Source organism: Mesorhizobium sp. M0960, assembly GCF_040319055.1.
Lineage (GTDB): Bacteria > Pseudomonadota > Alphaproteobacteria > Rhizobiales > Rhizobiaceae > Mesorhizobium.
This window is the reverse complement of sequence record NZ_JAMYNN010000032.1, coordinates 1-25,343: the sequence shown is the minus strand read 5'-3', so window position 1 is coordinate 25,343 and position 25,343 is coordinate 1. Positions and strand designations below refer to the sequence as shown.

Sequence of the window (25,343 nt, the reverse complement as noted above, 5' to 3'; positions counted from 1 at the left end):
GGTTCTACGCGCGACTCAGTCCAGCCCTCATGGGGGGCATCATCTCTATAATGGTGGAGGTGGTGCTGGATCGCCATCGTCTCGAGGACCAACGGCACTTCGAGACTGCGATCCAACAGATTCCGGAAATCCTGGACTGCTGGGCCATCGGGGGGCGCATCGATTATCTGATGCGCGTTTCATCTCCTCATCTCCTTCTATGGCTGCGTATCAGGATTTCAGCCTTGTCGTGACAAAGCCAGTGAAATCCAATTCACCGATCCCGTTGTCCGCACTACGACAACGGTAAATTCCCGAAGCCTTGGTTTCCACGGCGATTGGTGCCGATTCCGCGAATTTGTCGGCTAAAGACGTGAATTTCCGTGAAACTGAAGAGGTGTTTGCCGGTATGTTAATCGCTAAGAGGCGGCTGGCCGAGTATTCTCCGGCGCCTGATCGCTAGGAGAGGGACGATAGGCTTGAGCAATCTGGGAACCGAGCAACTCCGGCAGACGGATCGAAGCTTCGTCTTCCATCCGTCCACGCACTTAGCCAAGCACAGTCGCGGCGAAACGCCAACCGGATTATGGCCGGTGCAGAAGGCGTCTATATCTGGGACACGGAAGGCCGAAAGAGCCTTGACGGTTTCGGAGGGCTTTACTGCGTCAATAAGGGATATGGCTGCACGGAGATTGCCGAGGCCATCGCCCGGCATGCGCACGAGTTGCCGTTCGCCCATGTCTATGCGAGCCAAGGGACTGAGCCAGTCGCACTCTTGGCAGAGGCCGTGGTCGAATATTTCGGTCAGAATATGCGAAGGGTCTTTTTCGGCCTCTCCGGCTCCGATGCCAATGAAACCAACATCAAGCTGGTCTGGTATTACAACAACATTCTCGGTCGCCCTGAAAAGAAGAAGATCATTTCGCGGAATCGCGGTTATCACGGATCCGGGCTGGTCACAGGTAGCCTGACAGGCCTTGCCTTCTTTCACGATTTCTTCGACCTGCCGCTGAACTTGGTGCGCCATACGACGGCGCCCCACCATTACCGCCAGGCGCATGATGGCGAAAGCGAGGAAGCGTTCTCCAGGCGCTGTGCCAACGAACTTGAGGCTCTCATCCTCGCTGAAGGCCCGGAGACGGTTGCAGCCTTTATCGGAGAGCCGGTACTTGGGGCCGGGGGCATCGTTCCACCCCCAAAGGGATACTGGACCGCAATTCAAGGGGTGCTTGATAAGTACGATATCCTTCTTATCGCCGATGAAGTGGTCTGCGGCTTCGCGCGAACCGGCGAGAAATTCGGCTCCCACCTCTATGGCATGCGACCGGATTTCGTGACGATCGCCAAGGGCTTGAGTTCCGCCTACCTCCCCATCTCCGGGTCAATTATCGGCGACCGGGTCTGGTCGGTCTCGGAACAAGGAACGGAAAAGCACGGCCCACTCGGCCATGGCTGGACATATTCTGGTCACACGCTTTGCGCCGCGGCCGCGCTTGCCAATATTAACTTGCTTAAGGAAAGAAACATCTTGGAACATGTTCGGGATGTCGGACCGTACTGGCATGCCCGCATGAAAGCCGAACTGGAGGACATCCCGTTGTTGGCGAGGTTCGCGGCGTCGGCATTCTATCCGCCGTGGAACTGATGCGGGATCCTAAAGAACGGGTACCATTCGAGCCCGGACTTCAGGTCGGCGTGCGCGCCGCCGCTGCTCTGTTTGAGAATGGTGTCATCGGCCGGGCTATGCCGCATGGCGATATTCTCGGCTATGCCCCACCTCTGATCATTACCCGAAAAGAGATCGACATCATCGTCGATGTGACTGCGAAATCAGTCGATACGACCTATCGCGCGCTAAAGGCCGAAGGCGCAGTATAATTGCTGGCGCCCACCAGCATTTTTTGCCGCGGCTGCCCGGTCCTCCCGATTGATCGCGGCCTTTGAGCGGCGAGCCCTGCCGGTGCACCTCCCCGCCGGCAGGGCGCATTTTTGAGACGGCGCAAGTCCACCTGGGCTTGCTGCCACCTGCAAGCAAGTTGCCGAAGACCCAAGGAAGGTGCTGACAAGGACAGATATGCAACCTGTCTTCGAAAGATTTCTGGAACGGCTTTGGGACAGCGTCGATGAGGTCGATTTCCGCATCGCTCTCGCCGATGTGGCCTCACAATTGGACCTGCTCGCCTTCGCCTACCTCTCGCTGCCGCCGCGCTCTAGGGACAAGCCCACGCTGATCTCGAACTATCCGGCGCCCTGGACAGCGCGCTATCTTCAGCACCAGTACCAGAGTGTCGATCCCGTCATAGTGCGCGCCCGCTGCGGCGGATACCCATTTCGATGGGGCTCCGCACTACTGGAGGTTGAGCCATCAGCAGCCGAGCAGAGGGTCTTTGACGAAGCGGCGCAGTTCGGCATTTGCTGTGGTTTGACGATCCCGATTATCGATCACCGCGGCCATTTTGCGGCGATGACCTTTGCCGCTGACGAGCGCGATCCTGCATTTTTCCGCGTCGCGGAACGCTATGAAGACGATCTCCCATACGTTGCAACCTGTTTTCACATGTTCGCTCGACGAAAACTGTCCGCTGACCGGATCGTCGATGGTGTGCCTTTGACGGCGCGCGAATACGAGTGCGCGCAATGGGCAGTACGTGGCAAGACGGCCTGGGAGATGGGCTGCATCCTTGGGATCACACAGCGCACGGCCGAGTTTCATCTTGATAACGCCCGCAGGAAGCTCGGTGTAAGGACCAGAAGCCAGTTGGTTGCGCTTCTCACCATTTCGAAATCCTCGTATCGCTGATATTCTACCTGTGCAACTGCACAGGCAGCGCAAGCGCAAAGCTTCGCCTCCAATACCGGGGAATTTTCCCCGCGAGGAGGCTCTTGATGATCCAGCTGATTGCACCAGACTGCTACGAGGAATTTGCCGACGACCTGCATGCAATGCATCGCCTGCGCTACCGCGTCTTCAAGGAGAGACTCGACTGGGAGGTGAGAGGAGGTGGCGGCTACGAGATCGATTCCTTTGACGCGTTGAGACCTCACTACCTGTTGCGGCGCGGTTTCGACGGTTCTGTCGATGGCTGCGTGCGCCTTCTGCCCTCCACAGGGCCGACAATGCTTCGCGACACCTTTCCCGTACTGTTGGACGGAAAGACGCCGCCTGAGCTGCCGAGCATATGGGAAAGTAGCCGCTTCGCGCTCGACATTCCCTCGTCCGCACCAAAGGGAGCGGGCGGCATTGCGATCGCAACCTATGAACTTTTCGCCGGCATGATCGAATTAGGCCTCTCGCGCCAGCTCAGCCATATCATAACCGTGACCGACTTGCGCATGGAGCGCCTCCTTCGTCGCGCCGGCTGGCCGCTTGAGCGAATCGGAGAGCCGCAAACCATTGGCGTCACCCGCGCCCTGGCAGGCTATCTCGAAGTCTCGCCGCCGATGCTCCATGTGGTGCGGCAAAACGGCGGCATTGGCGGTCCGGTGCTGTGGGCGCCGGTTCTTGGCCAGGTGGCATGAGATCACGCGATGAAGGCGGGCAGGGGAGCACGGTCATGCCTATCCGTCACGCCAGTTGCCGATCAGGACTGGCAGGAACTCCTCCTATGACTACACCGCTCAGTTGACGTTGCGTGGCTGGGCCTGAGAATTCTTGCGTCGCAACCCGGCATTCCAGAGTGACCTGCTCGCTGCGCTCCAGCAGGCCCATACACTGTCTCGCGGAGCCCTTATCGACGTAAACGCTTCGGTCGGCGATCTCTCGCGCTCGGGTGTTTTGGCTGAGTCCTACAGTCGCGGTGCGATGTTCTGGTGTCCGCGCCGGTGCGCCCGTGTATTGCCTGTCGTTGCGCAACAGCCGTCCGCATCGCCAACCGCATCGCCGTTCGACCTTTAACATTCTTTGTGCTCAGGGCGAATTGCCCGCCCGCTTGTTTCCGCCCGAAAGATGCGGCGCCCGAATGACCTTTGTTCTCGCGCGCTTGACGGATCGCTCGCCGGAGCCTCACATCGCGAAATCGCTGAGGCGCTGATCGGTCAACGGCGCGTCCACTCCGACTGGAACGATCCTCGCGATCACCTGCACGATCGCATGCGGCGCCGTTTCTCGTGGCCGCGCACTGATGAATGGCGGGTACCTGGACTTCCTCGTCTGAAAAGGCGTGGCAATCCGCGCTATATTTCAGCCGCCGAACAGGTGCTTGCTGCCGGTCGTCACTATCCAATTCGCGCGATCTATATGGCTGCGAACAGCCTTGCGGGCGCGGACCGGTTCAAGGATAGGGTCGATGCCGAGAATGCGATCGGCCATTTCCTCTACGCTGGCATTGTAGGCGCAGGCGTCAAGGATGCGCAGGTAAACGCTCCGATGCTGCCTGTCGTAGCTCGTGATGCTGTCCGACCAGGGGACTTCGTCGCACAGAGTCGAGCGTCGAGTCTTATCTGTCCCCGTTGAACCATTCATGCCTGCTGCCAACCTCGCCTGTTGAGCGCTGGATCCAACGCAGCATATCCCAAAATGGGATAATCCAAAACCGGGATTAGTCGCTGAGCCGGTCTTTACCTGACCGGTTCGCCCGCATGCCCAAATCCCTTCGATCGCCCCGCCACCGGCGGTTTCTGGCCCAGCTGGTTTCGCTGCGCAAGGCCAAGGCCTGACCCAGGCGCAGGTGGCTGAGAAGCTTGGTCGTGCGCAATCCTTCGTGGCCAAGTACGAAGGCGGAGAGCGGCGTCTCGATGTCATCGAGTTTCTCGAGGTAACCCTGGCTCTTGACGCTGACCCCTGTGAGATTCTGTCGAGCCTCCGGTCCTAGCGGGCCCGCGCAACTAACGGCGCTGACCGAACCGAGCCAGCTTTTCTTCGGCGGGCTCAGGCGGTTTCGGCCATTCGGCTTCGCCCCTGACGCGGGGAGGCCTTTCGGCTACTGAAAGATGCGGCGCCCGAATGACCTTTGTTCTCGCGCGCTTGACGGATCGCTCGCCGGAGCCTCACATCGCGAAATCGCTGAGGCGCTGATCGGTCAACGGCGGGTCCGAGGGGGCGCTCAATCACCACCACCTGCACGACGGTCTCACCTACCTTCCGAGATTCGTGTCCGTCAGCGCGAACCGCGCCGCGGCATCGGCGGTGTAGCGAATGACCGTTTCCGGCCCAGCAAGGCCGCTCCTCGAATGATCCGGGTCGATTCCCTTCTGTAGGGCCGACCGTAGAAAGGGCGCACGAGGCGCCCCTTCATTTCAGATCGGCTACCAGCAGCCGCCTTCGCCTTTCGTGATCAGAAACGGTAGGTGACACCTGCGCCTATCAACCAGGGATCGAGCTCCGCCTTTCCCGTCAGCTTCGCGCCGTCGACGGTGACGTCGAAGTCTGGCTTGAGGAAAAGCTTCTTCACGTCGAAGTTGACGCCCCAGTGCTGATCCACCATGTAGTCGAATCCGACCTGCAGCGCGGTGCCGAACGTATTCTTAACCTTGAGAGCATCGGCACTGCCGGCACCCTGGTTATAGAAGATCGTGTAGTTCACGCCGCCGCCTACATAGGGCTTGAACGCGCCGAAATCGGTAAAATGATATTGCAATGTGAGCGTGGGCGGCAGCAGCCAAACCTTGCCGATATTCCCCAGCGAGCCGATCGCTCCTTGGCCCTCGATGTTGGCGTAGGTGGTGCCGAGGATAAGCTCGGCGGCGATGTTGTCCGTGAAGAAATAAGAGATATCGAGTTCCGGCGTCACAGTGTCCGAATAGGAAAGACCGGAGCCGGGCACTGCATGTACGTAGCCCGAATTTTCAGTGATGACCCCCAACGCACGCAGCCGGATCTGCCAAGGGCTTGGCGCTTCCGTGACCGAGGCTCCCGCCTGCGGGACGCTCGCCGCTTGCGCAAGGTCCGCCGCGACGGCCTGCTGTCCCATCACGATTAGGACAACGGCCGCTGTTACTCCCCGTGCCGCGCGCATTTGGTTTCTCGCCATGATATTCTCTCCTTGCTGTTTAGAAGTGATGCACTGAACTACGAAAAGTCTTGCTCGAATTGCGTGAGATTGTCGGAGCGCTCAGCGCCGTTTGCGTGGGACCGCGCACACATTATTGGCGCCGTGCTCGCAATCATCGACCTGTACTCAATGATTGAAACGTTGCTCTTTGTCTGGGTCCCGCCCACCTATCGAACGCCATCAGCTTGCCAGCCGATCGCACTGCGAAGGAAATTGGTGCCCAAGGCAATGAATGCGGCCCGCTCCCGATTGTTCTTGCCGTAGCCGTGCCCGCCCGCGCCGGGCTCATAGAAGTAGGCGGGATAGCCAAGAGCCTGCAGCTTTGCGGCCATCTTACGCGCGTGGCCCGGGTGGACGCGGTCGTCCCGCTTCGTGGTGGCGAGCAGGATCGGCGGATAGGGCTGTCCCGGCGTTGCGGCGTGATAGGCGGAGATTTCCTTTAGGAAAATCCATTCCTCCGGCTTGTCGGGATCGCCATATTCGTCAATCCAGCTCGCGCCCGCCAAAAGCTTGGTGTAGCGGCGCATGTCGACAAGCGGCATTTTGCAGAACAGCGCGCCGAAACGCTCAGGATAGCGGGTAAGCATGTTGGCGATCAGAAGGCCGCCATTTGAGCCGCCCTCGGCGGCAATCCGCCTCGGCAGCGTAATGCCCCTTCGCACGAGGTCGGCGGCAACGGCGGCGAAATCGTCATGGGCGAGACGCTTGCCCTCCCTGCGCCCGGCCTCGTGCCAACGGGTGCCGAACTCTCCGCCGCCCCGGATGTTCGCCACCACGCACGTGCCGCCGTGTTCGAGCCACAGCTTGCCGAGCGAGGAGTTGTAGTGGGGCAGGAGCGATATGCCGTACCCGCCGTAGGCGGTGAGGTGAACCGGGGCATCCCCGTTCCCGTTCGCCGGACCGACCTGCGTGTAGGGGATCATCTCCCCACCGGTCGAGACTGCCTCGTGGCGCGTGACCACCAGCCCGGATGCGTCGAAATTCTCCGGGTTGCGCTTCAGGATTACTGGAGCGCCGAGAGGCGCCGCGGCATTGAGGTCTAATAGGAGAAGCTTCCGCGGCTTGATCGGGTCCTGAGCCGAAACGAGGACCTCTCCGTTGGTCTCGTGATGTTCCGCATCGAGCGACCGAAGGTGAACAGTCCCTTCGGCGGGCACGGTGTCCAGCACTCGGCGCGTCCATTCCTGGCGGTCGGGGGTGAACATGTCGAAACGCGGAACGAGGTAGACGAGGTAGGAGATAATGAGCTTCCCGTTATTCCAGAAGAATGAGTGCAGGGAGCGCCTGTCGCCTGGTTCAAAGAGGGTGGCAAAACTGCGCTCGCCGGCGATGAAGGAGGAAAGCGAGATACCGATCAGCGCGTCCGCGGCATGGGTCGTCCCTCCCACTGTCCACGGCTTGCCCGGCTTTACCGCCAGCCAGTCGCCGAAGCCGCTCCACGAGGCGTCCTGAGGAAGGTCGATCCGCATCTTCGGCCCGCTCCTGTCGCCGATTCGACCGATCTTCTCAAAGAAGGTCGCCTGCTCGATGAACCAAAGGCGCTCGCTCTCGGCGGTGCGGTCCAGATGGCCGGACACGCCGAGGGATTCGGGACCGGTCTCGAAGATTACCGGCGCGGTGAGCGGATCCGCGCCTCGCTTCCACAGCCGCACGGTGCGCGCGTAGCCGCAGCGGGTGGCCATGCCATCACCAAGCGCACTGGAAAGCAGAAGCGTGTCAGGGTCGAGCCAATTAACCCCGCCCTTGGCCTCCGCAAGGTTGAAACCGTCGGCGACGAAGCTAAGAGACCCCAGATCGAATTCGCGATGCACGACCGCGTCGCTGCCGCCGCGCGATAGGCCCAGAACGGCTCTTTCCCGTCTCTCCGGCTCAACGGACGCGCCGCGCCAGATCCAGTCCTCTCCGTCGCTAGCGGCGAGGGCGTCCAGATCGAGCAGTAGCTCCCACTGGGGATTCATTTTCATATAGGCGGCAAGGGAGGTCCGGCGCCACAGTCCGCGCGGGTTTCGGGCATCTTGCCAGAAATTGTAGAGGTACTGGCCGCGGCGGGTGATCAAGGGAATGTTGTCAGGACGGTCGATGATCGCTGTCAGGGCGTCACGGTCGCGATCGAACTGCGTTATACCGAAGTGCCCCAGGGTTCTGGCCGACTGGCTGGCGGCCCAGGCAAGTGTCCGTTCGCCTTCTACATCTTCGAACCAAAGATAGGGATCATCGTCGGGAGCATTCAGCGTTGGGCGGAAATCGAATGCGGTCATGTCAGGATAACGTGAAGAATGATGTCGGCTGGAAAACAATTTCAAGGTTCTCTTTAGGCTCGGGAGAGCTTTGTTTTCGCGGCGGCGACCGCATGTTCGGCGAGCTTGATCATGCCATGATTTCTCCTCAGTCCTTGCCGCAGCGCGTTTGCGGATAGCCTTGCACGTGTCGTGCCAAACGAGAAAATCATTTCACAATCAATGACATGGCTCTCATTCCGGTGTGTCTCATGTCCGACTTTGTCGAAGACCCGACAACGAATGAGCCGTGACCTCCTGATAGAACCTCCTGTGCCAGCTCGGTGGGCACTGCGGAATAAGCAGTGAAGTTCACCGCGAAACTGGCCGAGCTTCGGATCGACATCGGCGACGGGGCGATCGACGACCAGTACGTCGCTGGTGTCGTGCGCGGCACAGCCTGAGGACTCCGCGGCGGCGATCATCGAATAACTGCGTTTACGACGGCTCCATCCTGGCCGACCGGTGGGCGCGCAAAAGACTGCTGTGCGGCCTCATCCCTCCGCCTGGATTGAGTCGCAGGGACCGAATGGCCTCGTGCTTTTGGAACCGGCAGAGTGGTCAGAACGCAATTCTCCTTCCCGCTATCTTTACAGAGATTCGACAATCCAGTTGGTGAAGGTCCCAGATCGCGCAATCATTGATGCGCTCAGGTCTGGGCATGCGCCCATCCGCAACCATGTCATCAAGAGCATCGATCCGACACCAACACAGAGAATTGCTTCCTCATGAGAGAGGCGTCGCGGCGGACATGAGATTGCGTCACTCTTCATGATCGCCGCCTCCGAGGATGTCGGGATCGAGCCAGTGCAACGGCACGATAGGGCGAAGGATTTGGCAGCTCTTGCAACTGCCGACCTCGATGGGAGACGGCATATCGCGATCTGTCCGGCAGAGACACCAGGTTATGCACTGTCCGTTCATGAAGGCTTCGTGCTGGTCTCCATGAGAAGTATTCTGGTGCAGAAGGTGCCCGATTAGCTATTCGGAAAAGGCGACATCGACGTGCAAATCGGGCGCCGCCGCGAGGGTCCCCCCTCAATGTCGGATTTCCGACAGGATCGCAAATCCGCCAACCCACTGTTTAACAAGGTTTTCCTTCTCTGGCACGGCCCATGCACGGGATTCTGCGAACGCATCAGCGAGACGTCCTCCATGATCATGCGCACCGAAAATGCCGTCGCCGCAGTGAAAACCGCGCTCTCGCCTGCCATCAAGCCGCCGAAAGGCCGGCGCGTCATGGTCGAGGCGGGCGATTGCGCCGGCTTCAAACACCTTAATGGGCCTGGAAAGCTCCTCGCGTGACGGCGACGCGGGCATCCAGACCGGCGGAAAGGACATACTTCGTTGCGCCACGTCGCCGGCATGACTCGTCGATTGTCACCGCGCTGGAATGCTCGGGTCTACATTCGACGACCCGAACGCGCTGGACAAATTCTCGCAAACCCGGTCGGGACCGGGGCTCGAAACTCCGCGAGGGGGCCCAATGGCTATGGCCGATAGTCGCCGCGAACAAGCCGCCTAGTGGGAAGACTCTATAGGAGGAAGCAGTGGAGTTATCTTGCGTTGGGGTCGGTGCTGGGCCGTCTAATTTGAGCCTTGCGTGTCAGATACACGAGCAAGTTGGGCAAGGGGCACTGTTCCTGGATCGGCAGGTCGACTTCCGCTGGCATCCAGGCATCGCATTCGATTCCTCGGAGCTCCAGGTCAGCCACTTCAAGGATCTGGTCACACTGGTGAATCCGCGATCAGCCTACACTTTCGTAAACTTCCTGCACGAGAACGGGCGTTTGTACCATTTCCTGAACGCACAGTTCGAGGCTGTGTTCAGAGCTGAGTTTGAGCAGTACCTGAACTGGGCCTTCCACAGGAACCCACTTGTCCATGGCGGCGAGACCGTGCACGAAATCCGCTTTGACGGCGAGTTTCGGGTGCGGACCGATAAGGCGGTTCACGGCGCCAGAAACGTCGTGGTCGGCATTGGCAAGCAGGCGCAAATTCCGCCTCAGTTTCAGGGCTGGATTGGACGCAACCTGTTCCACTCATCTGTTTTACTGCACATCCATCCCGAGGTGCGGAGAAAGCATGTCTGCGTGCTCGGCGGAGGCCAGTCGGGAGCCGAGGTGATGTTGCACCTTGTCGGTCTGCCGAAAGAACGGCGGCCTGCCTCGATCACTTGGGTCTCGCAGCGTGAGAACTACCTGCCTCTCGACAACAGCCCGTTCACAAACGAGTTGTTCATGCCCTGCTTTTCAGATCGTTTCGCGGCGATGAGCGAGTCGCAGCGCAAGCTGCTCCTGCGGCGTTTCGTGCTTGCCTCGGACGGTATTTCGGAAAGCACGTTGCGCGCGATCTATCAGGCGCTGTACCGCCACGCATTTTTCGAGCCAAACCGATGCGACATCACACTGCGGCCGGGCTGCACCGTCTCGCACTGCATCAACGCCGGCGCGGGTCACAGGCTGACTCTGCAGCACGGCATGGACGAGGTCGAAGAAGTCACGGCTGACATCGTCATCCTGGCCACCGGTTACGAGAACGCGGTGCCAGACTTCTTGGAACCCATCGCGCACCGGCTGGAGCAGATCGACAATGAATTAGCTATTCGCGAGGATTTTTCGGTGAGCTGGGACGGGCCGCGTGACAGACGCATCTTCGTACAAAACGCGAGCCTCGGGCAGCGCGGCCTGGCCGATCCGAACCTAAGCCTGCTGGCCTGGCGCGCGCGCCGCATCCTCGATAGCCTTCTTGGGCGCGCGCCATGCGCGAACCCCGAGCATCCGGGCTTCATCAGCCATACCTCGATCGAGAGCTGGCCCGACCCCGTAGCCGAAGAAATGGGCAGCGGGATATGACTCGTAGACTTTTGATCATCGGCGGTGGCATCCTAGGAATGATGTCCGCCTCCGCTACGGCGAAGGCCGGAGGTTTCTCCGAAATCATCGTGACCGAACAAGCCTTTGGACCAAGCGGCGCATCGCATTATTCTGGGGGCGTGCATTTCCCCTACGGTTGTCAAGACCGTACGAGGTCGCTCACTCGAAAGAGCGCCGTGGTCTTGGCGGCCATGGCTGGGTCGGCGGTCAGCGGATGGTGCCGGCCTTTAGCGATGCGTGTCGTGGCTGGACCGGGTGAAGCGATTGATCCGGCCCAGTTTACGGAACCCCTGGACCCGGCTGAGCCTGACATAGGCAGTCTCGCGCCGAGCTTCTGCGGACAATATCCGCCGGAGCGGAACGCACTTAGCATCGCCGTCCCACATGACGTGAGTCCGTCTCCGTGGACCGGCAACTTGACCAGCGCCCGACTGCCCTAATTGGGATGTCCGACCAACCAGTCTTTCCAACAGGAGGCTTTTCGCATGTTGACTGATGCACAAAGAGAAAAGTGGCAGAAAGACGGATACGTCAGGCTTGAAAGGTTCTTCGCTCCAGCGGCTCAGAAAGATATCTCTACTTTTGTCGAAGATATGTCACGCTGGGATGTCAGCGATGATAAATGGCTCATGTGGTTCGAGAAGACGACGGACAATCGAAAGATCATCTCCAAGATCGAGAATTTTCTCGACTTCCATGATCCATTGCGTCGTTTGCTCTTAGAAGATCAGCGCATAAAGTCAGCGGTCGAGGATTTGCTTGGCGAAGATTCGCGCAGGCTCAAGGAGTTGCTGATTTTCCACTACCCCGACAGCGGCGGCTATCTCCCGCATCAGGACATTTATCACATTCCACACAAACTCCCCGACCGGATGGTCCATGCGGTGGTTGCCATAGGCATCGACGACTCCGACCCGGAAAACGGCGGGCTTTTCTTCAGCCCCGGCAACCACAAGAAGGGGGTGTTTCCCATGGATGCCGGTGGGGTGATCGATCCTCAAGTCGCCGAAATGTTCTCCTGGGAACCCGTAGTATGGAAGGCTGGCGACATCTTCATCTTCGACGATTACGCACCGCACTACTCACGACCGAACAAAAGCAATCGTTCGCGGCGGACACTCTACTTGGTGTTCCAGCGTGCTTCAACCGGTGGACCGACCCGCGCTGAATATAACGTGCTTAAGCGCGCCCTTAACCCGCCCGAGGGCAAAGTGGCCGATCTCGACAAACTCAAGCCCCCAAATGGCATTTTCTATCGCGATTGAGCTCACGCAGCCAGGCGGAGGCATGCACACGAAACTGATCGGCCGCTCAAAAATGCGCGGAGAGTATGGCGTTCTGATTTGCGGGCTCGCGGAGCATCGACCGCAGCCCGTTACGACGCTTCGGCACGTGGATTGTGGAGGTGGTCGCAGGGCGGTCTCCTATGACGCCTACAGCCCGACTGGCGCCCCTCTCGTCGCCCGCCTGGCGGCCCAGAGCCGCATTATTCTGGCCGGGGCCGCCAACGGGTTGGGCTACCGCCCCTCTGCGCAACTTGCACAAGAGGCCGTTGCGTTGGCAGCCGAAGATCCCACTGCTTCAACAGCTTAGGTTCGTCATGCGCAAATACACGTTTTCTCGAACCGGGCTGTCGCGCGCGTTCGGTATCGACATGGCCACGCTTGGAACGGGCAGCGCCGGCACGGGGTTTTCGTTCGGTAGGGTGGCACCGGGCATTACATCCGAGCCCCATCGGCACGACGAAATCGAGGCCTTTGTGATCCTGTCAGGATCGGGCAAGGTCACGACCGACCGTGGGGAAATCTCGGTCGAGGCGGGCGATGTCGTTCTGTTCCACCCTTTTGAAGCGCATGTGCTGCGCAACGACGGAAACGAAGACCTAGATTTCGTCGATGTCTACTGGCGAGACGGCGAGGCCGCCCTTGATGCCGCTGCAAAGACCACCGCTCCACGCGGGCCGATCTTCGTCTTCTCCACACCGCCGACGCCTAATGGCGATCTGCATTTAGGGCATCTTTCTGGCCCCTATTTCGGCGCCGACGTCTATACTCGTTTCCTGCGCATGAAAGGAGTCGAGGCCTATCACCTCACCGGAAGCGACGATTACCAGAGCTACGTCGCGACACGCGCCGATGCTGATCAATCGACGCCTGCAAACGTGGCGCGCTACTACGCCGACGAGATTCGCGCCACGCTTGCACTTCTCGATTGTGACGTCCACAGCTTCCAACCCACAATGGGCGATGACGGTTACGGCGAGTTTCAAGCCGCGTGTTTCCGCAGTCTTCTGAGCAGCACGGCGGTAGATCTGCGCCCGAGCCCTGCGCTTTTCGATGCTGTGACAGGCCACTATCTTTACGAGCCGGATGTTAGCGGCCTCTGCCCCGATTGCGGCGGCTCCGCCGGTGGCAACATCTGCGAGGAATGCGGCGCCCCAAACCTTTGCCACGACTTGGGTGCAGCCCGGTCACGGCAGTCTGCCGAGGCGCCGCTGGTCGGCTCCGTCCGCCGCCCGGAACTTGCCTTGGACCGATGCTACGACAATATCGACCGGCATCTAAGGGCGTCGGGCGTCCCGCTACGGATCTTGGATCTCTTCGCGCGCCTACGCCGACGCGGCAACTTTTCAGTGCCCATTACCCACCCCTCGGACTGGGGCCTGCCGGCCGAAGGGTTCCCGGGGCAAGTGATCTGGGTCTGGCCGGAAATGGCCTTCGGTTTTCTTTACAACATCCAGGCGCTCGGCCGCTTGCTGGGTCGCGACTGGAAGGCGGAGATGCCCGGCAACGACTGGCAGATTGTCCATTTCTTCGGCTTCGATAATTCGTTCTACCACGCGCTACTCTACCCCGCTCTTTACGCCGAGGTCTTCTCCCACTGGACGCCACGCATCCACTATCACGTCAACGAGTTCTACCTGCTCGACGGCAAGAAGTTCTCAACCAGCTGCCGCCATGCGGTCTGGGGCAAGGAGGTTCTGAGCCCAAAGACAGTCGACGTCGTGCGCCTCCATTTGGGCCTGACACGCCCGGAAGGTGAGCGGACGGATTTCACGCTGGACGCGCTGCGCCGCACCGAGAACCAGGTGTTCCAAGGGATTTGGCTGAACTGGCTCGATGCGTTGAACCAGGAAATCAAGCAGGATTTTGGCGGCCGTGTACCCGATGCAGGCGACTGGAGCCCGGCCGACCGCGCCTTCTTTGCTCGGATAGAGATCTATCGCGCGGCGATGGAACGCGCCTATTCGGACGAAGGCTTCTCGGTCCGGCGCGCGGCCGCTCAGGTCTGCGATTTCGTGCGCGATTGCGTGATCTACCGTCGGGCACAAGACTATGTGGCGGCGCGACGTTTCTATCCCGCCCGCAATCGGACTTCGCTAGCCCTTCAGACGACGGCCGCTGCGATCCTGGCACCGACCCTCGCTCCGCTGATGCCCCGATTCGCCAGAACGCTGGCGCGAGGCATCGATGGCGTCTCAACCGAAACATGGCCCCGGTCCGTCCAGCGCCTTGCGCCCGGGACGCGCTTTGATCTCGGACCCGTGTTGGTGTTCTACGCCAAATCCGGCAATCCTCATCTCGATGAGGGGGAAGCACTATGAGCCCAAAGGTGCACCAGTGAGCTATCCCAATCTCGACCAGATCTGCGCGGCAATCAAAGCCGATGATGCCAAATATCTTTACTCGCTGTCACTGGCGACCGAAGCCGCTATCAGACGGTAGAGCCCAGATTGGCGGACCTGAACCGACGCATCGTCGACACCCTGGCCCGCGCCTTCGAGGACCGCTCGGCCGATCGCTTCCCAGCCCTTGCTGTTTCGTGCCGCAAATGCCGTGTGGGCTCGACTCCGCTGACCAACCTCTTCGGCATCGCGGGATTTCCGTCCTCCAGCCGGTCAAGACTGTCATGCGGTTCGAGGCGCTTGGTCAACCTGGCGCGCCCTGGATCGTGCGCCGATCACCGGAAATGTCGAATGCGAATGCCTGCCCGATGGTATCTTCGATTCTGTCCGAGCCTGTACTGGCGCGGCAGTCGGCCGAAGAACAACTGAGCTACTGACAATCGGAAGGTAGCAGGTTCAAAATTCTGCCCCAGAAACGGGATATTGCGCACAACCAGCGTTCACGATCGCGATGGTGCACAAGCTTCCAACCAGATCCGCGCAAAGACAGCCCGTCGCCTGAAGATAGTCGGCGAGGGCCGCCAAATCCCTCGCAAGCGTATCCTCCGTCACATCCACGCCGTCTTCGCCGACAATGCAGACGCTTGTCTCGTCGAGAGATAAGTCCAGCCAGGGTGCTCCTTCAGGATTGCGTGTTTGCTCGGGTACGGAGCCGCCCCTCAGTTCCCAATCGAGGAGCGATCCTACAATTCACATATTTGGAGATCGCTCGCTAGGTTACCCGGTTTGTGAACCCTGCAAGCCGAAAATTCAGATGCCGCCCATGCAGAGATATTTCATTTCGAGATAGTCCTCGAGGCCATGGCGGGATCCCTCCCGCCCGATGCCGGACTGTTTTATCCCACCGAACGGCGCCGCTTCTGAAGACATCCGGCCGGTATTTACCCCGACCATTCCATATTCCAAAGCCTCGGCCACACGCCAGATATGCTTCAGGTTGGAGGCATAAAAGTAGGCCGCGAGGCCGTAGATCGTGTCGTTGGCCTCACGCACGACCTGATCCGCATCTTTGAAGCGAATAATCGGTGCCAGCGGCCCGAATGTCTCTTCTTGCGCGACGGTCATCTCGCTGGAGACACCGGCCAGGACTGTCGGTTGGAAAAACGTGCCATTCGTGCCGATGCGTTTGCCCCCGCATCTAATTGCGCCGCCTTTGGCGACGGCATCGGCAATATGGGATTCGATCTTGGCCAAAGCGTGCTTGTCGATGAGCGGTCCGATGTCCACTCCGGGAGCGAAACCGTCACCAACTTGAAGTTGGCGAGCCCGTTGCACGAATTTCTCGACGAACTCGTCGTGAACGCCCGACTGGACGTAAAGGCGGTTCGCCGAAACGCAGGTCTGGCCGGCATTGCGGAACTTCGCCTGGACCGCACCGTCAACCGCGGCATCGATATCGGCATCATCGAAGACGATGAAAGGTGCATTGCCGCCGAGCTCAAGGCTGACTTTTTTGATCTGGTCCGAGCACTGGCGCATGAGAAGGCGCCCGATCTCAGTCGACCCGGTGAAGCTGATCTTGCGGACCTTGGGATTGGTACAAAGTTCGCGGCCGACCGCGTCACCTTCGGACGCATAGATCAGGTTGACGACGCCTTCGGGAAAGCCAGCCTGATGGGCGAGGGCGAACATTGCTCCCGCCACGAGCGGCGTCTGTTCAGCGGGCTTGAGGACAATCGTGCAGCCCGCCGCCAAGGCTGGCGAGATTTTGCGCGCCACCATCGAGGCCGGGAAATTCCATGGCGTTATCGTGCCAACAACTCCGATGGGCTGCTTGATTACCAGCATTCGGCGGTCCATCGATGGTGCGGAGATCGTCTCGCCATAGACGCGATTGGCCTCCTCGGCGTACCATTGCAGATACGCCGCAGCATGCGATATCTCCGACTTGGCTTCGGCAAGCGGCTTGCCCATCTCCGCGGTGAGAATCGCGGCGAGATCGTCGGCGTGGTCGATGATCAACTGATGCCATCGCCATAGAACGTCGCTGCGCTCACGTGCGGTCAGCCCTGCCCATCCAGGCTGCGCGACATAGGCCTTGTCGATCGCAGCGCATGTCTCCTCGACACCCATGTCGGGTAGTTCTGCCAGCACTTCGCCAGTCGACGGGTTGAGGACCTCGAATGTCCGCTCGCTAATCCGCGTGCCAAGTGCCGGCAGGCGATCAATGGGTCCAAACAGGTCGGGGGTTCTCAGGTGACGGATCATCGGCAGGCACAGGGGCAATACCGGATTCCTCCTCAACGCAGCAGGTATATATAGCAGGTGCGGTGTGTACTCCGCGACGTCCGGGTTCCTTATAGGGCCTCGGCCAGACAGCTGATAGACCACGGTACCCGACTGGAAAGGGAGAATACCTGAATACGCTAGAAGATGCCTCGCGGTTCTACTAGTCGAACGATTGAACAACCGACATCGGCTTCGCCAGCCGCGCGGAGTGGGATGCTGGTGGCCTGCGCCTACAATTCTGCGGACCACGAATCGGCGACTCTATCCACTCGAAGAGAGGCTGGCCTGAGGAGGAGCGCACCCCAATAATGACGCCTGAACCGGCAAATGCCTGGCAAGGCCCGCGAAAACCGCTCCTCGCGGCTTTAAACAGATCCCGTTTACCCGGCGAGCGCCCGCAAGATGAGAAAGAGGATGGAGAGGAACAGGGTGGCGAAGGCGCGCCGAGGGAAGACCGGCCGGCGCATTTGCATGGGGATGGAGCTCATGATCAATTCCCCGCCTGTTGCTGCGGCAAAAGATAGCCTGTCGTCGAATGGTCGAGCACCAGATAACGCGCGGCGACCGCCTTGACCTCGTCGGTGGTGACCTTGCGGACGCGGTCCGGCCTCTCGAGCACGTCCTTCACATTGCCACCGGTGGTGAGCGTCTTGCCATAAATGTTGGCGATGTGGTCCAGCTCGTCGTGCGCAAAAATCACCGAGCGGATATAGCGGTCTTTGGCCTTGTCCAGCTCGTCGCTGGTGACGCCATCCTTGGCGATCCGGGCGACTTCGGCAACGGCCGCCGCTTCGAGATCGACGAGCTTTGCATCGCCGCGCGGCGAGCCGGAGATGGTGAAATTGGTGTCGTCTAGCATCGTGCCCTGGAAGGAGGCGCCGGCCGCCGAAGCTATGCCTTGCTTGGCGACAAGCTCCTGATATAGCCGGCTGCGGTTACCGCCGCCGAGGATCTCGGCCAGCAGGTCGAGCGCCTCGGCCTCGCCGGGCTCTGCCGTATGATAGGACGGCACCACCCATTGAGTGGAAAAGCTCGGCACCGAAACGCGCGCATCGGTCAGCGTCACTGTGCGCCTGGTGTTCTGCTCCGGCTCGACCGGGCGGTTGCGCGGGGGCAGGTCCGGCCCGCGCACAACCTTGCCATAGGTTGTCTCGGCCAGCGCCTTCACCGTCTCAGGCTCTACGTCGCCGGCCACCACCAGCACGGCGTTGTTCGGTCGGTAGTATTTGTTGTAGATGGTGAATGCGTCGGTGCCGTTCAGCTTCTCCATCTCCTGCATCCAGCCGATGACCGGAATGCGGTAGGGCTGGTTCTGCCGCAACGTCGCGTTGACCTCCTCGTCCAGCAGAGCATGCGGGTTCGTCTCTCTGTGCCAACGGCGCTCCTCCAGGATCACGTCGCGCTCGGTCTTGATATCATCGTCGTTGAGGATGAGGTTGAACATGCGATCGGCCTCGAAGCCCATCATCTCACCCAACGCCGAGGGCGCCACCGTCTCGAGGAAGGTGGTGTAGTCATAGGCGGTGAAGGCGTTATTGTAGCCGCCGATGGCTGAGACGGCTCGGTCGAACTCGCCGGCGGCGTGGTTGGTCGTCGCCTTGAACATCAGATGCTTGAGGAAATGGGCAAGGCCGGATTTGCCGGGTGGCTCGTCGGCGCTGCCGATCTTGTACCAGATCATATGAGTGACGATCGGTGCGCGGTGATCGGGGATGACCACCACTTCCATGCCGTTGTCGAGCAGGAAATCCGTCACCTTGCCGCCGTCGGTGGCGGCCAGAGCCGGAGCGGTCGTCACCAGGGCCAGCGCGGTGGCAATGAACGCCCTGCGCAGCCAGGGGGACGATCGATGGCTGCGGTTGTGGTGGCTGGTCGAAAGGCAAGGTTCGAGGCAAAGTGATTTGTTCCTCATTTTGATGAAGGCGCCGCGTCCCCGTCTCCCCGCCTGGGAGGATCGGCGGGCAGCGCCGAGCCAGATGAATAAGCTCTTCAGGGGACCAAGCCTTACTCGAGCCTCATCTTTGGATGGACCCAGGAGACCTGCGGGAGTATTTCTCGGTGAGGTGATCATGGGACGGGATTCTCCTTGGTCCGCGACGCCTTGCGGATGACCAAGCATGCACCGTGCCAGATCAGAAAACCGTTCGAGGCAGTGGACAAATAGGGCTCTGCCATGTTGCGCATCCGACATTGTCGGACATCGGACAGGGCCGAACGCGACGCGCGCGGCTGAGAATATCTTCTTCGTTCGGAAGACGATTGGGCGCGCTGCCGGGGAGGGGTATAGGATGCGCTTCGAATGGCCGCTGCACTGACGGTGAGAATGGAGATGTTGGTCGCCCCAGCGGGACCCTGTCCTCGACAGCCAGACCGGGTCGATGCTGAAGGGCAGAGGCGTGAGCAGCCCAGCCAACTCGAACCCGGAGCCTGCTCGCGCGCTAGGACGGATCTGATCCAAAAATCGGCAAGTTGGGCGATATCCGCGAGGCGCTGGAAAACGAAGATCGTAGGACTCGGGCGGGAAAAACGATGCGGTCGCGCGCTTCTGGCGTAATGCGCCTGCCGCGAGGCCGTTGAGCCTGATGAGTTGCTGCGGGAAAGGGGAGTGTTTGCGCGGGACCTTGGTCAAACGTAAGAAACAACCGTCGAGCTCGCCGTAGAGGGGCATGCAGGCACGTCTGTCGCTGGAGGACAGCAGCACGGAAGCTGTCCGCGCTTGCCGTCGTCGCTGGGTACCAAACAGGAGAATTTGGCGGTCGCGGTCGAATTCATCTGCGCAAATACCGACTGGCTGTGCTCGGTTTGCCGGCGAACAGATTTTGCCTTCTTTGCGGCTGCAAACGCATCCCTGGCGGCGTGGTCCCTTAGGTCAAGAGCATCGGGTGAGTAACAGCCTGATCCTGCTCAATCTGATACGCGCCAACCGCCTCGCCGGATTGTGGAACCGCTCGCGGGTAGCTTCTACCACAAACAGCAAGGTCATGAAATCAAGTAGGAAGTCGTCGATCGCTTGGGCGATTGTTTCTGACTTGCCCTTGAACTGGTCCAGCAAAACGCGCGCGTTATCGATCGCTTCCACGCTGGTGGCAATCGATCAACCCCTCGACCCTCTTGAAACAATCCAATTCGAAACTCCTTCAAGCGCTTGCCAAGCCGTTATGCACGAAGGTAGCTCCGTGAACTACCCGGCCTTTGACCTGGCGGCACGAGCAGCGGTCGGCCTTACGTCCCGTGCCTCCAAGCACCAGCCCTAGACGTGGCGCTGAGGAGCGTTGGAAGGATCGGGCGCTTCCGGCCATGCTCGAGCGGTAGTGTAGGACAGTGCTTGCTGGCGACTACGGCCAAAATGGAGTGCGCCAGCTGATCGGGGCTTAACAATTTTTTCGCTTTTTGCTGCGCCCAAGTCTCGGCTATGAGTCAGGCAGGCCTAATGGCCTGCCCGACGTTGCAATTGTTAAGGAGGAACACGTATATGCCTACTGGAACGGTAAAGTGGTTCAACAGCACCAAGGGGTTTGGATTTATCCAGCCCGACAATGGCGGTCCGGATGTTTTCGTCCACATTTCCGCTGTCGAACGCGCGGGCCTCTCGACCCTCGCTGACGGCCAGAAGATCAACTATGAGATCGAGCAGGATCGCCGCACCGGCAAATCCTCCGCTGGCAGCCTCAGCAAAGCTGGTTGAAATTTTCTCCTGCGTCCTGGCAAGAGTGGGCGCGTAGGTCCGGAGGTCCTCACGGCCGCTCGATAGGAGCGAGCAAAAACTGAGGGCAGCAGATTGCTGCAGGCGTCGCGAATTCCTCATGAAACAAAAAAGGAAGGCGGGGTTGGCCCCGCCTTTTTATATGACGATATGACGCGCAGATTAAGCCGACGGCTGCAACGCTCCAGAACGAATCTCCATTGCCGAAATTAAGCCGCGACCTTCTTGCGGGTTCGCTTCGTCGGCGCCGGCTCCGGCGCTTCCGGCGCTTTCGGTTTGCGGCCGAGCCCCATTGTCTTGGCCAATGACGAGCGCGCCGCGGCGTAGTTCGGCGCGACCATGGGATAATCCGCCGACAGGCCCCATTTGGCCCGATATCCATCCGGCGTCAGCCCATAGTGGGTCGACAGATGGCGCTTTAGCGATTTGAATTTCTTCCCGTCCTCAAGGGAGATGATGTAGTCCGGTGTCACCGACTTCCTGATCGGGACTGCAGGCGTAAGGGCAACCGGCTCTTTTGCAGAGACACCTTCCGCCGTCCCTTTCAGAGCCGCGTGCACTTGGCCGATGAGGGCAGGGAGATCCCCCACCGGGATCGGATTGTTGGAGACATAGGCTGAGACGACATCGGCCGTGAGCTCGATGAGGGTGTCGATGTTTTTTTCGGCTTCTTCTGTCATGAAACTCTCCAGGCGGCGTGAAACACAGTCGGCGAAGCGTCGCTTCATAGTGGCGGTCGCCGCTGAAAGCAACCAAGGTCTCGACAGGATTATTGCGATGCTCGTCCAGCAGCGAGATCTATAGCGCGGTATCGCGCCGTCATGACCGTTGATGCGTTCCGTTGTTGGCGACCTGCCGCGGTGCTTGCGCATTTTCAGGCGCGTCTCGGCCGTAAGTTTTGCGCCAGACGACCAGTAATCTCGAAACGAAGCGGGCTGTTTCTATTCGCCATCCTCTCTTTGGCTGTGAAGTCGGTGGCAGAGCAGTGGCCGCTTCCTGGTGGCGCGTGGAGGAACTATCAAGCGTTGATTCGCAATGGTCGAAACGATGTAGATTCATCCGGTGAGCCGCTCTCGCAGCAGGATGTTAGGGATTGGCCCGCTGGTAAACCGAGGACATCACGCCGCTGCTTTGCTATTGAACCGCTATCGCTGTGACAACACATTCCGCAATGGTGGGCGGGTGTAGAGGAGGCGCCTGTTCACGCAAAATAGCGGTTCAGCAGGTCGGGAGGAACGAATGAGCTCAGGAACTTTCAGCAGCCAACTTTCGTAAGGCGTGCAGCGCACATTGTGCAAGAGATTGCCCGTCCTGCGGATGCTATCGATTTTCTCAACGAATGGCCACAACATCGCAGAGACCGGATCCACGAAGCCGCCCTCAGGGCGTGCTTTGATGCATACAACGGACGAAAACCTGCGAGCGCAGCGCGCAAGAGTTTTTTCCGCTTTGCGAAACAGGTCGTCATATTGGAAGATGCAACCTCCGCGATGCAATGGCTCGCTGCCTGCATGTCGGACAGTGGAAAAGCGCAAGTATAGGCGTCGCAGTCGTGTGAGGCTGGAGCGGGTACGCCGACGAGGTTATTGTATCCAGATTTCGCCGGCATCTGGAGCGTACTATAGCGAACAAACAATATTTTGCGCCCTATGGCGATATTAATCATCTTGTTGTATTTGTAAATCAGCTTCTCGCGGCAGGACTGCAATGTTTCCGATGTGAAACCACTGCGTGGGACTTGGTTCTCTCAAATTCGTGACGGTAAATTGCCGTGTAGTTATTGCAAAGAAGTTGTCCCATTGAAGCAAGATGATAAACGAAGCCAAAATTGTGCTCCGTCGTCTGCCAATATTCGCTCGATGGAGGCTATAGGCCTCACAAGCCAATCAAAACAGCTACTCGGGCGCCCTTTGAAATTTGTGTAATTTTGCTCACCCGAAACGGCCCTCTACAGTCGAAATAAGATCGTCCCGCAAAGGTGCTACGAGACACTATCGCGGATCGATTTGGGCCCACGTCGATCTGACGAAGGCAGGCGGAAGTCGAGCAGGACCTGCTGCGGAACAGATAACCGGCCCCAAACCGAATCTGACACGGTGGCGGCCCCGATTTCTTCATAGTTGAAGGCGCAGAGAGAACCGAAGCACGGCTCCGGCGCCGCCGCTTGCCGAGCAGCGATCCTCCGCCTCCCTGAAATCCAGTCGAGAAGAGCGTTCAATTCCGGGACAGTCCAACCTCTGCCGCAAAAACAGGTGTCAGACCATCCGGTCCTCTCCCGCAACTGATCTAGCGCAGGGCGTTCATGAGCCGCATATCCCAGAGTGGCTGCGTGCACGACGCAGCGAGATCATTTATGAAAATCCTATTCAGTACGATGGCTGTCCCCTTGCTGACAGCCATCGCTTTTGCTGCGGATTCGATCCCCGCAGACCTCAGAGAAACGGCACTGGCCACTTTCAAGGCTTTGCCACCCACCACGCCGGTAGTCGCTAACAACCCGATCACACCGGAGAAGATCGCCCTCGGCAAGGCACTGTTCTTCGATCCACGCGTCTCGGCGTCAGGCGTCTTGTCGTGCAACTCGTGCCACAACTTGGCCACCGGCGGCGACGACAATCATGAAACCTCGATCGGCCATGGTTGGCAGAAGGGACCGCGCAACGCGCCGACTGTACTAAACGCTGTCTTCAACATCGCCCAGTTCTGGGACGGTCGTGCCGAAGACCTGAAGGCTCAGGCGAAGGGACCGGTCCAAGCCGGCGTCGAAATGGCCAATACACCGGGTCAAGTCATCGCCACGCTCAAGTCGATGCCGCAATATCTCGAGTGGTTCGATGCAGCTTTTCCGGCTGAAGCCGATCGCGTCACCTTCGACAACGTCGCCAAGGCAATCGAAGCCTTCGAGGCGACACTTGTCACGCCGGCCCCCTTCGACGGCTTCCTCAATGGCGATGACGCCGCCATGACTTCCGAACAGAAACAGGGCCTGGCGCTTTTCATGGACAAAGGCTGCTCGTCCTGCCATGCCGGCATCAACGTTGGTGGGGAAGCCTATTACCCATTCGGCCTCGTGGAACAGCCCAGCGCCGAGGTCCTGCCGGAAAAAGACAAAGGCCGATTTGCGGTCACCAATGCAGCCGAGGATTCCTATGTTTTCCGCGTGGCGCCGCTGCGCAACGTTGCACTCACCGCGCCATACTTTCATTCGGGCAAGGTTTGGGATCTGAAACAGGCCGTTGCCATCATGGGAACCACCCAGCTTGGCGTGGTACTGGCGGACGAAGAAGTCGACCTGCTTGTTGCCTTCCTCAACTCGCTGACCGGAAAGGCACCCGAGGTCGCCTATCCCATCTTACCCGCCGAAACGGCGACAACACCCCGGCCTATAATGCAGATCTTAGGAAAATAAACGGCCAGCTGACTGCGGAACATCGCAATTGACAATGATTGCGACTTTTACTGGACGAGACGAGTCGGACGTCCATGAGAAGGCAAATGGCTCGTTTCCAAAGTGCAGACACTGCTTCCGTCACCAGCTCGTTGCGATGGAAACATGTTTGGGATCTGGCGTGCGACATGCCAAGGAAGGCGTCTGACGCATGAGGCTCGCGCGCTGTCGATACCGCGCGGCGGCCGGCCATCGCGAGTTGTGTGCGTCAAGTTCTGCAAAATGGCGTGGCATTGCGGTGACGTCGGCGTGTCCGCCGCGCAGCCCCCGTGTTTAGCGGAGCGGCGGACACATGACGGTGCTCAGGCGGCCAAGGCCCTCAGGCTCTCCTTCTTGTGCTCGCGCAGATGATCCATGTTGAGGTAGCGGGTCGCCTCGAGCCAGTTCTCGTGGATCTCCACCGCCAATGCCCGAACCAGCCGCAGACAGCTCCGCGGGTTGGGGAAGATGCGAACGACCAGGGTGCGCCGCTTGATCTCCTGGTTCAGCCGCTCCAGCATGTTCGTCGACTTCATGTGCTTGTGGTGGGCTAGCGGCAGCCGATAGAAGCTCAGCGTCTCCTCGATGTTATCTTCCACCCAGTTGACCAGCTTCGGGTATTTGGCCTGCCATTTGGCGATCCACTGCGCCAGGTCGCGTTTGACCTCGGCAAGGTCGCGCCGGTCGTAGAACCATCTGAGCTCCATCAGGCAATCGTCGTCGACCTTGCGCGGCACGTAGTCGAGCGCGTTTCTGAGGAAGTGCACGTAGCAGCGCTGCCAGACCGCTTCGGGCAGCACTTCGCGGATTGCCGCCCTGAGCCCCGGATGGTCGTCGGAGACGACGAACTCGACGCCGGCGAGCCCGCGATTCTTGAGCCCCGTCACGAACTCGCGCCAGCTCGAATGGCTCTCCCGGTTGGCCAGCTCCACGCCCAGGACCTGGCGCCGGCCCTCCCAATCCACGCCGATCGCCACCAGCACCGCCTGGCTGGCGATCACGCCCGCCTCGCGAGCCCGTTCATAGCGCGCGTCCAAGATGAGATACGGATAGCTTTCCTCGAGCCGCTGCGTGAAGAACGCCTTGAGCGCCTCATCCAGCCGCATCGTCGCCTCGCTCACCGTCGAGGCCGAGAAAGAGTGGCCGCACAATTCCTCCGTCACCGCCTTCACCTTGCG

General features: G+C 59.8%; 20 protein-coding genes and 2 pseudogenes. 14 read left to right on the top strand and 8 right to left on the bottom strand.

Annotated features, from left to right (window positions below; genetic code table 11):
* The 5 genes and pseudogenes from NKH63_RS30190 to NKH63_RS30170 all read left to right on the top strand — a co-directional run.
* On the top strand, window positions 1-233 hold a 233-nt coding region (locus NKH63_RS30190), incomplete at its 5' end, for an Lrp/AsnC ligand binding domain-containing protein (RefSeq protein ID WP_352920220.1).
* Between the two features lie 219 nt (window positions 234-452).
* A pseudogene (locus NKH63_RS30185) lies at window positions 453-1,857 on the top strand (aminotransferase).
* Between the two features lie 196 nt (window positions 1,858-2,053).
* The gene (locus NKH63_RS30180; RefSeq protein ID WP_352920217.1) at window positions 2,054-2,779 is read left to right on the top strand and encodes a LuxR family transcriptional regulator; all 726 of its coding nucleotides are present in this window, start codon (window positions 2,054-2,056) and stop codon (window positions 2,777-2,779) included.
* A gap of 86 nt (window positions 2,780-2,865) precedes the next feature.
* Window positions 2,866-3,498: an acyl-homoserine-lactone synthase gene (locus NKH63_RS30175; RefSeq protein WP_352920214.1), complete on the top strand. Its 633-nt coding sequence runs from the start codon at window positions 2,866-2,868 to the stop codon at window positions 3,496-3,498.
* Window positions 3,499-3,925: 427 nt separating this feature from the next.
* Window positions 3,926-4,018, top strand: a pseudogene (locus NKH63_RS30170) (hypothetical protein); the annotation flags it as partial.
* A gap of 141 nt (window positions 4,019-4,159) precedes the next feature.
* Here NKH63_RS30170 and NKH63_RS30165 read toward each other — a convergent pair.
* Window positions 4,160-4,441 (bottom strand): hypothetical protein, encoded by a 282-nt coding sequence (locus NKH63_RS30165; RefSeq protein ID WP_352920233.1) that lies wholly within the window; start codon window positions 4,439-4,441, stop codon window positions 4,160-4,162.
* 205 nt (window positions 4,442-4,646) lie between these two features.
* On the opposite strand from NKH63_RS30165, the gene NKH63_RS30160 reads away from it, so the two are divergent.
* The gene (locus tag NKH63_RS30160) at window positions 4,647-4,790 is read left to right on the top strand and encodes a transcriptional regulator (RefSeq protein WP_352920211.1); all 144 of its coding nucleotides are present in this window, start codon (window positions 4,647-4,649) and stop codon (window positions 4,788-4,790) included.
* 462 nt (window positions 4,791-5,252) lie between these two features.
* Here the strand turns inward: NKH63_RS30160 and NKH63_RS30155 are convergent, their stop codons facing one another.
* Window positions 5,253-5,933 (bottom strand): OmpW/AlkL family protein, encoded by a 681-nt coding sequence (locus tag NKH63_RS30155; protein ID WP_352920229.1) that lies wholly within the window; start codon window positions 5,931-5,933, stop codon window positions 5,253-5,255.
* A gap of 203 nt (window positions 5,934-6,136) precedes the next feature.
* Complete coding sequence (locus tag NKH63_RS30150; protein ID WP_352920226.1) at window positions 6,137-8,227, bottom strand: prolyl oligopeptidase family serine peptidase; 2,091 nt, start codon at window positions 8,225-8,227, stop codon at window positions 6,137-6,139.
* 789 nt (window positions 8,228-9,016) lie between these two features.
* Between NKH63_RS30150 and NKH63_RS30145 the strand changes: the two genes are divergently transcribed.
* Window positions 9,017-9,226 (top strand): hypothetical protein, encoded by a 210-nt coding sequence (locus NKH63_RS30145; RefSeq protein ID WP_352485074.1) that lies wholly within the window; start codon window positions 9,017-9,019, stop codon window positions 9,224-9,226.
* Between the two features lie 57 nt (window positions 9,227-9,283).
* Here NKH63_RS30145 and NKH63_RS31415 read toward each other — a convergent pair whose 3' ends face one another.
* Window positions 9,284-9,586: a hypothetical protein gene (locus NKH63_RS31415; RefSeq protein WP_502896380.1), complete on the bottom strand. Its 303-nt coding sequence runs from the start codon at window positions 9,584-9,586 to the stop codon at window positions 9,284-9,286.
* Between the two features lie 251 nt (window positions 9,587-9,837).
* Here NKH63_RS31415 and NKH63_RS30135 point away from each other — a divergent pair, with 251 nt between their 5' ends.
* From NKH63_RS30135 to NKH63_RS30125, 3 genes are all read left to right on the top strand, one after another.
* Window positions 9,838-11,100: a lysine N(6)-hydroxylase/L-ornithine N(5)-oxygenase family protein gene (locus tag NKH63_RS30135; protein WP_352920208.1), complete on the top strand. Its 1,263-nt coding sequence runs from the start codon at window positions 9,838-9,840 to the stop codon at window positions 11,098-11,100.
* Window positions 11,101-11,606: 506 nt separating this feature from the next.
* Window positions 11,607-12,386, top strand: a complete 780-nt coding sequence (locus NKH63_RS30130; RefSeq protein ID WP_352920205.1) for a phytanoyl-CoA dioxygenase family protein — start codon at window positions 11,607-11,609, stop codon at window positions 12,384-12,386.
* Between the two features lie 335 nt (window positions 12,387-12,721).
* On the top strand, window positions 12,722-14,725 hold the full coding sequence (locus NKH63_RS30125; protein WP_352920202.1) for a class I tRNA ligase family protein: 2,004 nt from the start codon (window positions 12,722-12,724) through the stop codon (window positions 14,723-14,725).
* 831 nt (window positions 14,726-15,556) lie between these two features.
* Here the strand turns inward: NKH63_RS30125 and NKH63_RS30120 are convergent.
* Together NKH63_RS30120 and NKH63_RS30115 are read right to left on the bottom strand one after the other, a co-directional pair.
* Window positions 15,557-17,014, bottom strand: a complete 1,458-nt coding sequence (locus NKH63_RS30120; RefSeq protein WP_502896381.1) for an NAD-dependent succinate-semialdehyde dehydrogenase — start codon at window positions 17,012-17,014, stop codon at window positions 15,557-15,559.
* A 511-nt stretch (window positions 17,015-17,525) separates the two neighbouring features.
* Window positions 17,526-18,947, bottom strand: a complete 1,422-nt coding sequence (locus NKH63_RS30115) for a M16 family metallopeptidase (RefSeq protein WP_352920199.1) — start codon at window positions 18,945-18,947, stop codon at window positions 17,526-17,528.
* Window positions 18,948-19,917: 970 nt separating this feature from the next.
* Between NKH63_RS30115 and NKH63_RS30110 the strand changes: the two genes are divergently transcribed.
* Together NKH63_RS30110 and NKH63_RS30105 are read left to right on the top strand one after the other, a co-directional pair.
* On the top strand, window positions 19,918-20,289 hold the full coding sequence (locus NKH63_RS30110; protein WP_352920197.1) for a hypothetical protein: 372 nt from the start codon (window positions 19,918-19,920) through the stop codon (window positions 20,287-20,289).
* 218 nt (window positions 20,290-20,507) lie between these two features.
* Window positions 20,508-20,720, top strand: coding sequence for a cold-shock protein (locus tag NKH63_RS30105; RefSeq protein WP_023679670.1), 213 nt, complete (start codon window positions 20,508-20,510; stop codon window positions 20,718-20,720).
* Between the two features lie 227 nt (window positions 20,721-20,947).
* Here the strand turns inward: NKH63_RS30105 and NKH63_RS30100 are convergent, their stop codons facing one another.
* On the bottom strand, window positions 20,948-21,418 hold the full coding sequence (locus NKH63_RS30100; protein ID WP_352473850.1) for a Ros/MucR family transcriptional regulator: 471 nt from the start codon (window positions 21,416-21,418) through the stop codon (window positions 20,948-20,950).
* Between the two features lie 612 nt (window positions 21,419-22,030).
* Here NKH63_RS30100 and NKH63_RS30095 point away from each other — a divergent pair.
* On the top strand, window positions 22,031-22,279 hold the full coding sequence (locus NKH63_RS30095) for a DUF982 domain-containing protein (protein WP_352920193.1): 249 nt from the start codon (window positions 22,031-22,033) through the stop codon (window positions 22,277-22,279).
* 812 nt (window positions 22,280-23,091) lie between these two features.
* The gene (locus NKH63_RS30090) at window positions 23,092-24,147 is read left to right on the top strand and encodes a cytochrome-c peroxidase (RefSeq protein WP_352920191.1); all 1,056 of its coding nucleotides are present in this window, start codon (window positions 23,092-23,094) and stop codon (window positions 24,145-24,147) included.
* Between the two features lie 341 nt (window positions 24,148-24,488).
* On the opposite strand, the gene NKH63_RS30085 is transcribed toward NKH63_RS30090, so the two are convergent.
* Window positions 24,489-25,343, bottom strand: an 855-nt coding sequence (locus tag NKH63_RS30085; RefSeq protein ID WP_352920188.1) for an IS256 family transposase, incomplete at its 5' end; no start/stop codon positions are given.

Bases quoted from the DNA above. Each gene is read 5' to 3' on its own strand.
- NKH63_RS30180 (WP_352920217.1), top strand. From the start codon at position 2,054: ATGCAACCTGTCTTCGAAAGATTTCTGGAACGGCTTTGGGACAGCGTC.
- NKH63_RS30175 (WP_352920214.1), top strand. From the start codon at position 2,866: ATGATCCAGCTGATTGCACCAGACTGCTACGAGGAATTTGCCGACGAC.
- NKH63_RS30165 (WP_352920233.1), bottom strand. From the start codon at position 4,441: ATGAATGGTTCAACGGGGACAGATAAGACTCGACGCTCGACTCTGTGC.
- NKH63_RS30155 (WP_352920229.1), bottom strand. From the start codon at position 5,933: ATGCGCGCGGCACGGGGAGTAACAGCGGCCGTTGTCCTAATCGTGATG.
- NKH63_RS30150 (WP_352920226.1), bottom strand. From the start codon at position 8,227: ATGACCGCATTCGATTTCCGCCCAACGCTGAATGCTCCCGACGATGAT.
- NKH63_RS30145 (WP_352485074.1), top strand. From the start codon at position 9,017: ATGATCGCCGCCTCCGAGGATGTCGGGATCGAGCCAGTGCAACGGCAC.
- NKH63_RS31415 (WP_502896380.1), bottom strand. From the start codon at position 9,586: ATGTCCTTTCCGCCGGTCTGGATGCCCGCGTCGCCGTCACGCGAGGAG.
- NKH63_RS30130 (WP_352920205.1), top strand. From the start codon at position 11,607: ATGTTGACTGATGCACAAAGAGAAAAGTGGCAGAAAGACGGATACGTC.
- NKH63_RS30125 (WP_352920202.1), top strand. From the start codon at position 12,722: ATGCGCAAATACACGTTTTCTCGAACCGGGCTGTCGCGCGCGTTCGGT.
- NKH63_RS30120 (WP_502896381.1), bottom strand. From the start codon at position 17,014: ATGATCCGTCACCTGAGAACCCCCGACCTGTTTGGACCCATTGATCGC.
- NKH63_RS30115 (WP_352920199.1), bottom strand. From the start codon at position 18,947: ATGAGGAACAAATCACTTTGCCTCGAACCTTGCCTTTCGACCAGCCAC.
- NKH63_RS30105 (WP_023679670.1), top strand. From the start codon at position 20,508: ATGCCTACTGGAACGGTAAAGTGGTTCAACAGCACCAAGGGGTTTGGA.
- NKH63_RS30100 (WP_352473850.1), bottom strand. From the start codon at position 21,418: ATGACAGAAGAAGCCGAAAAAAACATCGACACCCTCATCGAGCTCACG.
- NKH63_RS30090 (WP_352920191.1), top strand. From the start codon at position 23,092: ATGAAAATCCTATTCAGTACGATGGCTGTCCCCTTGCTGACAGCCATC.